This is a genomic window from Nonomuraea antri, from assembly GCF_013283785.1.
Lineage (GTDB): Bacteria > Actinomycetota > Actinomycetes > Streptosporangiales > Streptosporangiaceae > Nonomuraea > Nonomuraea antri.
Map to the genome: position 1 here is coordinate 22,552 of NZ_JABCPZ010000136.1, position 6,768 is coordinate 29,319.

General features: G+C 67.9%; 7 protein-coding genes and 1 pseudogene. 5 read left to right on the forward strand and 3 right to left on the reverse strand.

Annotated features, from left to right (window positions below; translation table 11 throughout):
* Window positions 1-45: 45 nt before the first annotated feature.
* Window positions 46-813, reverse strand: coding sequence for a neutral zinc metallopeptidase (locus HII36_RS34430; protein WP_173527492.1), 768 nt, complete (start codon window positions 811-813; stop codon window positions 46-48).
* Window positions 814-1,284: 471 nt separating this feature from the next.
* On the opposite strand from HII36_RS34430, the gene HII36_RS34435 reads away from it, so the two are divergent.
* The 4 genes and pseudogenes from HII36_RS34435 to HII36_RS34445 all read left to right on the forward strand — a co-directional run bounded on the left by HII36_RS34435 (window position 1,285) and on the right by HII36_RS34445 (window position 3,570).
* Complete coding sequence (locus HII36_RS34435; RefSeq protein ID WP_173527493.1) at window positions 1,285-1,476, forward strand: hypothetical protein; 192 nt, start codon at window positions 1,285-1,287, stop codon at window positions 1,474-1,476.
* Between the two features lie 89 nt (window positions 1,477-1,565).
* Window positions 1,566-1,712 (forward strand): annotated as a pseudogene (locus HII36_RS58165) (aldehyde dehydrogenase); the annotation flags it as partial.
* 83 nt (window positions 1,713-1,795) lie between these two features.
* A complete protein-coding gene (locus HII36_RS34440; RefSeq protein ID WP_268959685.1) occupies window positions 1,796-3,037 on the forward strand; it encodes an aldehyde dehydrogenase family protein in 1,242 nt (413 codons plus the stop codon).
* Between the two features lie 116 nt (window positions 3,038-3,153).
* The gene (locus HII36_RS34445) at window positions 3,154-3,570 is read left to right on the forward strand and encodes a hypothetical protein (protein WP_173527494.1); all 417 of its coding nucleotides are present in this window, start codon (window positions 3,154-3,156) and stop codon (window positions 3,568-3,570) included.
* Between the two features lie 314 nt (window positions 3,571-3,884).
* Here the strand turns inward: HII36_RS34445 and HII36_RS34450 are convergent, their stop codons facing one another.
* Together HII36_RS34450 and HII36_RS34455 are read right to left on the reverse strand one after the other, a co-directional pair.
* Complete coding sequence (locus HII36_RS34450) at window positions 3,885-4,502, reverse strand: pentapeptide repeat-containing protein (protein ID WP_173527495.1); 618 nt, start codon at window positions 4,500-4,502, stop codon at window positions 3,885-3,887.
* Complete coding sequence (locus HII36_RS34455) at window positions 4,495-5,637, reverse strand: epoxide hydrolase family protein (RefSeq protein ID WP_173527496.1); 1,143 nt, start codon at window positions 5,635-5,637, stop codon at window positions 4,495-4,497. Before HII36_RS34455 ends, HII36_RS34450 begins: the two co-directional genes overlap by 8 nt.
* A gap of 115 nt (window positions 5,638-5,752) precedes the next feature.
* Between HII36_RS34455 and HII36_RS34460 the strand changes: the two genes are divergently transcribed.
* Complete coding sequence (locus HII36_RS34460) at window positions 5,753-6,370, forward strand: TetR/AcrR family transcriptional regulator (RefSeq protein WP_173527497.1); 618 nt, start codon at window positions 5,753-5,755, stop codon at window positions 6,368-6,370.
* Window positions 6,371-6,768: the final 398 nt, after the last annotated feature.

The following is a 6,768-nucleotide window of genomic DNA, read 5'->3' on the forward strand; positions in this document are numbered from 1 at the left end:
CGGCCCGTCATCGGCCCCCATCAAGATCCGAACCTCGAACAGCTCCTAGGAGACCTCGCTCGCGGGCGCCGCCCAGGTGTTGCACGAGCCGGGGTCACCGGTGGCGAAGCCGCGCTTGGTCCACAGCTTCAGGTTGGCGGTCTTGCCATACGCCCGCGGGTTACCGGGAACGTCGCCCACGAGCAGCGACTGGAGGTACTTCCAGTCGCGTGCCGACCTTCCCTCAAGGGGCCAGACGCTTTTCACGAACGCTGCGGCCAGGCAGCTCGACTGAAGCCGGTAGCGGCGCAACCGCTCGAGACGCTCCGCCTGGCTGTCGTAGAACGCCTCGACGTCGACGCTGTACGTGATGAGCACGAGCCGCTGGATGTGCTCGGCGTACCTGGTGGCCGTGTCGTACATGAGCCATAGATCACTCGGGTCGGCCAACCACGACTTGCCGAGCTTGTAGACAACGCTGCGGTTGGGGTGGCAGTAGACGCTGTCGGAGTCGTATCGAGGATCGAGCTCGCAGTAGGAGCCGCCGGCGAACTTCAGCCTGGCCTCCTCGAACTGGGCGCCGATGGCCGAAAAATGCTGCTCCCACGTTGACTCAAGGCACTGCATGACCCCAGCGATGTACCGCTTGGCCCTGGCTCGGTCATTTGGGCCGACCGGCGCCTCCTCGCAGGTGGACTTGGGGAGCTTGCCCCAGCCGTACAGCCCGTTGTCTATGAGGACCTGCTCCTTGACGGGATCGATTGTCGCGTCCGCCGTCCCGCTCAATAAGAGAGTCGCGGCGCAGGCCAGAGCTGTGATCAGTCGAAGTCTCATGGCCAGAGATTAAGGCCGGCACATCACGTGGAGAGCGCCCAACACGGTCGAGGCGATAATCGGCAGAAAATCCACGTGATCTGGCGCCATTCAGCCCTTCGATGAGCGAACCGGCAACTCTGCGCAGGCTCCGTCTCGACGTACGCGGGAGACGGATGCGCATACGCCGGCACTTCGGTTGCTCCCGTGAGCGATCGGGGCCAAGGCACGTGGAGATCCTCATCCTGCGTCACCAGATCGCCGGCTCGGCACTGACACCAAAGCGAGATTCGTGCCTGAGGCCCGGGTCATTCTCTCCGCGCTTCCGACCTCGCCGCCCCGCGAAGTAAGACCTGAACTTCTCAACCGCTGTTCCGCGACCTCGGCGTCCGGTTTCGACACGTCCAAATAGGCTTCGGCTGGATTGTTGGGCGATTATCAAACACATGTTAGTTTGACGATCGCCCAACCATCCAACCAAAGGATGTGATCGTGCTCCTGCGGCTGCTTCCCCTTGCTCTACCGCGACAGCACCGCCTGATCATCTACGCGCCGGTCCTGCTCGGTCTCAACTCCGCGGCCGTGTACGCCAGGATCGCGATCACCACGCTGTCACCCTGGCAACGGCCCGCCGGCCGGTCGCGAGCACGGCACCGGCGACGGACCCCGGCGTTCCCCTCCTGACCTCGCCTGCCGAACCCGAACGGCCCGGCTTCACCTCGCGCGTCACCGTTCACCACGACAAGTAAGGATCGACAATGACCGAATTCACCATGACCATCAACGGCGTGGCGACGACGGGGGACGGAACCTTCGACGTCATCGATCCCGCCACAGGAGAGGTCTTCGCGCAGGCGCCGGACTGCGGCCGAGCGGGACTGGACGCCGCGATGGACGCCGCCGCCTTCGCCTACCGCCACTGGAAACTCGACGAAGAGGCCCGCCGACGCGCCCTGCGCGACGCCGCCGACGTTCTGACTCCGGCACCGAACGGCTCGCGCGGCTGCTCACCTCCGAGCAGGGCAGACCGCTCCCCGATTCGCGCGCCGAGATCGGCTGGGCCGTCACGTGGCTGCGCTACTACGCCGACCTGGAGATCTCTCGCGAGATCGTTCAGGACGACCGGAACGGGTTCGCCGAGGTGGTACGCCGCCCGGTCGGCGTCGTGGCCGCCATCGCGCCGTGGAACCTGCCGATCATCCTCGCGGTCTGGAAGTTCGCGCCCGCGCTGCTGGCGGGCAACACCATGGTGCTCAAACCATCGCCGTTCACACCGCTGGCCACCCTGGCGATGGGGGAAATGCTGCGCGGCGTCTTCCCGCCCGGCGTGCTGAACATCGTCAGCGGACGGGATCCCCTCGGCGCCTGGATGACCGCGCACCCCACTCCCCGGAAGATCACCTTCACCGGGTCGATCGCGACCGGGACGAAGGTCGCCGCCGTGGCGGCCCAGGATCTCAAGCGGGTCACCCTGGAGCTGGGTGGCAACGACCCGGCCATCGTGCTCGAGGACGTCGAACCCGGCCGGATCGCGGACGACATCTTCCACGGCGCGTTCATGAACAACGGCCAGAACTGCATGGCGATCAAGCGAGTCTATGTGCATGAGCGACACCATGCCGAGCTGGTGGAGGCTCTGGCGGCGCGGGCGAAGGCGGTGCGTGTCGGTAACGGGTTCGACGACGACGTCCAGCTGGGCCCGATCTGCAACCGTCCGCAGTTCGACCGGGTGTCCGAACTCGTCACCGACGCCATCGCCCATGGTGCGGTCGCCGCGGCCGGAGGATACGCACTGGACCGTCCCGGGTACTTCTTCGCGCCCACCGTCCTGACCGGTGTGACGGACGGCATCCGCATCGTGGACGAGGAGCAGTTCGGCCCCGCGCTGCCCGTCATCGCCTACCGCCACCTGGACGATGTCGTCGACCGGGCCAACGACACCGCCTACGGCCTGACCGCGTCGGTGTGGACGGACGACTCCGCCCGGGCGGCGGACGTGGCGTCGCGGCTGGAGTGCGGGCAGGTCACCGTGAACGCCCACGGCAGCGGCCTGCGCCCGGACCTGCCCTTCGGCGGCCACAAGCACAGCGGAATAGGCGTGACCAACGGACCGTGGGGTCTTCACCGCTTCACCGAACTGCAGGTACTCACCGGTCCGGCGAGGGTCGCGGGAACTTCGACGACTCGGGCCCGCTCTCCGATGACCTCAACGATCCGGGCGTGCAGTCGCGCTACTGCCGAGTGACAACGTCTGCATCACGTCGACCATTCGGGCCAGGGCTCAGGGCGTCCCTCAAGCGGCATGAAAGGGGAGTGAAAGGTGGGTTGGGAAGGGTCGTCACGTCCGTGAGAGAGGTGTACATGACGGTCCGCACCCCCGCGCCAGCCAGCACCGCGCGCTGGCTGGGATGGCTTGGCCTGCTGATGATCGGCCTGATCGCGGGCGTCGTGTTGTGCGCAGGGGCGATGATCGCGATGCGCTGGCCCACCCAGCAGACCCTCTACACCGACAGGCAGCCGGGCACGGTGGCGTACGACGACGACTCCTCGCACGTGATAGCGATCATCCGCTATCGCTCGCTGCTGGAGGACTCCTACCGCCTGTACGCGGGACGCGATCCGTCGCTGAGCTACGGCCACTTCGTCGACGTCGACTTCGCGAGCATCGCCGACAAGCCGGTGCAGTCAACCCAGTGGACTCCGGAAGGCGTACGGGTCCGCTTCGGCACCGGGCACGAGCTGTTCGTCCCCGCCGCCTCCTTCATCGGCGGCCGATAGCGGTATCGATCGGCGTAACCTCAGCCCTTCCGGCCCATTCGGTCGCCCGAGTCGGCGACTTAAGGAGCGCGCGGACACGAAAGGCTGCGGACCGGCCGAGGCGCCCGGGCACGAGCAACTCCGCGGTCATCACGACCGCACCGGCATCGCTGTGATCCTCATCGGCATGCCCGGAATCGAAAAGCGCCTGGCTCGGCTTTATCCACCACCACACGCCCCTCTCCGCCGACGAACAGACGCCCGTCCTGGACCGCACTCGTTCACGCAGGGGCATCATGGTGATTCTGCGCCCATCTGGTGGATGGGAACGAGTTTTAGGAGCACACCTGCATTCCCAGGGCGGTCGCGATCACGGTCGCCTGGGCGGCGTCGATGACCGCCTGGTTCAGCTTGACGGTCAGCGGATCCATACCGGTGAGATCACTGCCACGCAGGTCGCAGCGCGTCAGATCCGCGCTGTGCAACCAGGCCCCGGACAGGTCGCAGCCCCTCACCTCGGCCTCGGCCAGGAGCGCCCCCGTCAGGTCGGCCTCACGCAACCGCACGTTGCGCAGCGCGCAGCCGCGCAGGTCGGCGCCCGGCAGCCCGACGAGCCCCCAGTCGCCGCCGTTCACCGTCAGCAGGCCGTAGGAACATCCGTCGAACATGCTGCCGACGAACTTGCAGTCGGTGAAGACCGCGTCGAAGAACGAGCAACGCACGAACGTGCAGTTGATGAACGCCGCGTTCTCGTGCGAGGACACGTTGAAGCGCACGCCGCGGAAGGTGCAGTCGGTGAAGACGGCCCCGCGATCGACGAGTTCCATCATGTCGACGTCGATGAACAGGACCTTGTCGAACTGCTCGCCGTCCAGTTCCTGGGCCTGCCAGTCCAGGGTCTGGATGGTGCTGGTGGTGGGCGGGGCGGGGACGCCGTGCTTGCGGTCAGCCACGGCACACCGTACGGAAGAAGGCGCGGATGTCGCCGATGAGCAGGTCGGGCTGCTCCAGGGCGGGGAAGTGGCCGCCGCGCTCGAACTCCGACCAGTGGACGATGTCGTCCAGCCGCTCGACGTAGGCGCGCACCGGCAGGGTGATGTCGTGGGCGAAGACGGCCATGCCGGTGGGGACCCGCGAGACCTGCGCCTCGGCCCAGGTGCGGGCGGATTCCTTGTACAGACGGGCGGACGAGCCCGCGGTCGCGGTCAGCCAGTAGATCATCACGTTGGTCAGGATGCGGTCACGGTCGATGGCACTGTCGGGGGTGCCGGTGGAGTCAGTCCATTCCTGGAACTTCTCCACGATCCAGGCCAGTTGCCCGACGGGTGAGTCGGTGAGGGCGTAGGCGAGGGTGTGCGGGCGGGTGGACTGCACGGCGGCGTAGCCGGAGGTCTCCTGCTGGTGACGCTTCCAGGTGCGCAGGCGGGCGCTGTCGAGGTCGTCCAGGCCCGCGCCGTCGCCGGCGGGATAGGTCGGTGCGCTGTTGAGGTGGATGCCCAGCAGACGCTCCGGGGCCAGGACGCCCATCTGCCGGGAGATGCCCGAACCCCAGTCGCCGCCCTGGGCTCCGAAGCGCTCATAGCCCAGACGGGACATGAGTTCGAGCCAGGCCGCCGCCACCCGGTGGTAGTCCCAGTGCTTGTCCTGGGTGGGTCCGGAGAAGCCGTAGCCGGGGATGGAGGGGATGACGACGTGGAAGGCGTCGGCCGGATTCCCGCCGTGGCCGCGTGGATCGGTCAGTGCCGCGATGAGGTCCAGGAACTCCACGATCGAGCCGGGCCAGCCGTGGGTGAGGATCAGCGGGACGGCGCCGGGCTCGGGCGAGCGCACGTGCAGGAAGTGCACCCTGGCGCCGTCGATGCGGGTGGTGAACTGGGGGAAGGCGTTCAACGCGGCCTCGTGGACGCGCCAGTCGTAGCCGGTGCGCCAGTAGGTCACGAGGTCCCGCAGATACGGCGACGGCACGCCGTAGTCCCAGCCCGCTTCGGGCAGGTCGTCGGGCCAGCGGGTGGCGGCCAGCCGGGCGTCCAGGTCGTCGAGGTCGCTCTGCGGGACGGCGATACGGAACGGTTCGATCGGATATGTCATCAGTGAGATCCTTTGAACGATTTTTGGTTGAGCGAGTGTTCAATGTACATGCCGCGAGAACCGCCGGCGCCACGGTAGGTTGAACAGCGGTTCACTTTCACGACGAGGAGCGGAGATGCCCAGAACGCCGGAAGCGTCGGCGGCGGTGCGCGCGGCCACCCGTGCCCGCATCCGCAAGGCGGCGGTGCTGCTGATGGCCGAGCAGGGCTACCACGCCACCACCTTGCGGCAGGTCGCCGCCAGGGCCGGCGTTGCCGGCGGACTGCCCTCGCACTACTTCGGCAGCAAGGCCGGCCTGCTGCTCGACGTGGCCGGCGGCTGGCGCGAGCGGACCCGGGCCGCGCTGGCGGCCCTGGCCGCCGACCAGCAGGCCGACCCCGCCGCCGCCCTGCGCCTACTGGTGCGATCGGCGCTGCTGGGCCTGGACACCTCCCCCGAGGAGGTCGAGGAAGGCCGCGCGGTCTCGGCCCTGCTCGCCGACCCTCAGGCGCGAGAGGTGTTGCGGGCCGCGCAGGCCGACGAGGAATCGGCCGACCTGCTCGACTCACTTGACCAGGCTCTTCGTGACTGCCACTCGCCCGACCCCGAGGGTGACCGGCTGCTGCTGCTCGCCGGCATCCGCGGCGGCCTGTCCCTGGCGGCTGAAGACCCGGACTTCCCCTTGCGTGCTCTTGAAGAGGTCCTCCTCAGCCGGGTCCTGCGCACGCACGCCGAGGAGACTCCCCGCAAGTGACGTCGGCACCGCCGTCGCCCCGGATGGCGGCAGGCGCCTGGTGTTCGACGCGCCCGCTTCAAGATCGGCCTCGAACTCTCGCGGTGACGGACCATCGCCATGCATGAGTGGCCGGGTGCCGCGCACAGCCCGATACCGCGGAGACCCGCCGGACGGCGATCGCAGCCAGGACCCGCTTCCCGTGCCTGGTGCCCCCGCGTCCTACTTCACCTCGAGTACAGCCTTGTCCCGCGGGTAAACCGAAGGACCTCCCTCCAGCGCGAACGAGAGTTTCGGCCGGGCGGCGTCAACTCACCGACACTCCCAATCGAGGATGAGTTGCGTATGGCGCTTGCGGAAGACCCGCCCGACCGCTGGCGGCGTCACCTCGGCATCGGCGGGGTGGAGAGTGAAGGCGG

Coding starts and splice junctions, on each gene's coding strand:
- HII36_RS34455 (WP_173527496.1), bottom strand. CDS start 5,637: ATGACATATCCGATCGAACCGTTCCGTATCGCCGTCCCGCAGAGCGAC.
- HII36_RS34460 (WP_173527497.1), top strand. CDS start 5,753: ATGCCCAGAACGCCGGAAGCGTCGGCGGCGGTGCGCGCGGCCACCCGT.
- HII36_RS34445 (WP_173527494.1), top strand. CDS start 3,154: ATGACGGTCCGCACCCCCGCGCCAGCCAGCACCGCGCGCTGGCTGGGA.
- HII36_RS34430 (WP_173527492.1), bottom strand. CDS start 813: ATGAGACTTCGACTGATCACAGCTCTGGCCTGCGCCGCGACTCTCTTA.